Annotated in this window: 2 protein-coding genes and 1 pseudogene; 1 reads left to right on the top strand and 2 read right to left on the bottom strand. The window is 32.9% G+C overall.

Annotated elements, in window-relative coordinates:
• Window positions 1-179: 179 nt before the first annotated feature.
• On the top strand, window positions 180-509 hold the full coding sequence (locus FTU36_RS16580; protein WP_373686374.1) for a hypothetical protein: 330 nt from the start codon (window positions 180-182) through the stop codon (window positions 507-509).
• Between the two features lie 150 nt (window positions 510-659).
• Here the strand turns inward: FTU36_RS16580 and FTU36_RS16575 are convergent, their stop codons facing one another.
• Window positions 660-854 carry a hypothetical protein gene (locus FTU36_RS16575; RefSeq protein ID WP_078189992.1) on the bottom strand — a complete coding sequence of 65 codons (195 nt, stop codon included), beginning with the start codon at window positions 852-854 and terminating at the stop codon, window positions 660-662.
• A gap of 171 nt (window positions 855-1025) precedes the next feature.
• Window positions 1026-1133 (bottom strand): annotated as a pseudogene (locus FTU36_RS16570) (IS5/IS1182 family transposase); the annotation flags it as partial.

Below are 1133 nucleotides of genomic sequence, written 5' to 3'. Positions count from 1 at the left end.
TGTACACAGCGCATTGGGTTATGTATCGCCTTTTGAGTTTGAAGCAATGTACTATGATAAGATTAACCCGTTAGGTCACGTGGCCTAACTTAAATAAAAATGTCTCCGACAAACCCGGTACGGTTCAAAGGGCTAAACAGCAGCAACAACTCCAATCTTTACTCAGTAATGACCGAAAAATGTATAAAAAAATGGATTTGATTCAGAAGTTTATTGATGAACAAATGCCACGAATGCTGAATGGTCAAAGTGTTCAAGATGCATTTAAGCAGTTTTGGGATGCAGAAAAACAGCAAGCCTACGATGTTTTTTGTAAAGATGAAAATCTTGTGATGGATGAGTTTAAAAAAGTTGTTCAACGATTTGATTTTACTGAACGTTATCCGCACGCGCATGAAATTCGTCCGTTGCCCAAAAATAAGCCTTCGGCACTGGTGAGTAAAGTGTATTTTGAGGGATTGCATCAGAAAACCAATGCGATTTTAGAAAAATATGATTTACGGATTTAAACGTAAAGCTAAGTTATGAAAATATTTGCTTAAAAGGAGGGTTCTTTTTTTATGGAATTTAAGAACCTTATCCTGTTTATTCAATAATTGTATGATTAAATTTTTTAGAATAAATATGATTTAAAAACAAATCACAAAGTGAGGCGAAAATTAAATTTCGCGCCAAACTTCATTCTTATCTTTCAATGAAATCATAAAGTTAAATTTGTCATCATTACTTACCAAAAGGCCTTCTGGCGTTTGCATAATCACTTTTAGAACGGTACCAGTTTCAAAAACCAAAGGACTGCAATTTTCTTTATTTAATGTAATTGGTTTGAGTAATTCAACAATTGCGCTTTCCATTTTACTTCCCCAAGCATAGGTTGTTAATTGAACTTAGCATATTATTGGTGAAGAAACATGTTTTGTAAATGACGTGAGCTACATCGCAGAAAATATTTTAGAGAATTCCATAACTTAAGTTTAAATAATGGTTAAATAAATTATGGGTTTTTAATAGATTTCTTTCATAAGTCATTTTTCACTCAGCTCCAAGTTATAAATTCCAGCAATTAGATTGAATCTTAATGCTAGTCTTTTGCCTCGATTGCGATATCGCTCAGCAAGAATTTTGAAGGTTTT

It is taken from the genome of Acinetobacter sp. YH12096 (assembly GCF_013419215.1).
Taxonomy (GTDB): Bacteria; Pseudomonadota; Gammaproteobacteria; order Pseudomonadales; family Moraxellaceae; genus Acinetobacter; species Acinetobacter amyesii.
This window is presented reverse-complemented; position numbering and strand designations above follow the sequence as displayed.

Excerpts from the sequence above, each read along its gene's own strand:
- FTU36_RS16575 (WP_078189992.1), bottom strand. The coding sequence starts at position 854 with ATGGAAAGCGCAATTGTTGAATTACTCAAACCAATTACATTAAATAAA.
- FTU36_RS16580 (WP_373686374.1), top strand. The coding sequence starts at position 180 with ATGTATAAAAAAATGGATTTGATTCAGAAGTTTATTGATGAACAAATG.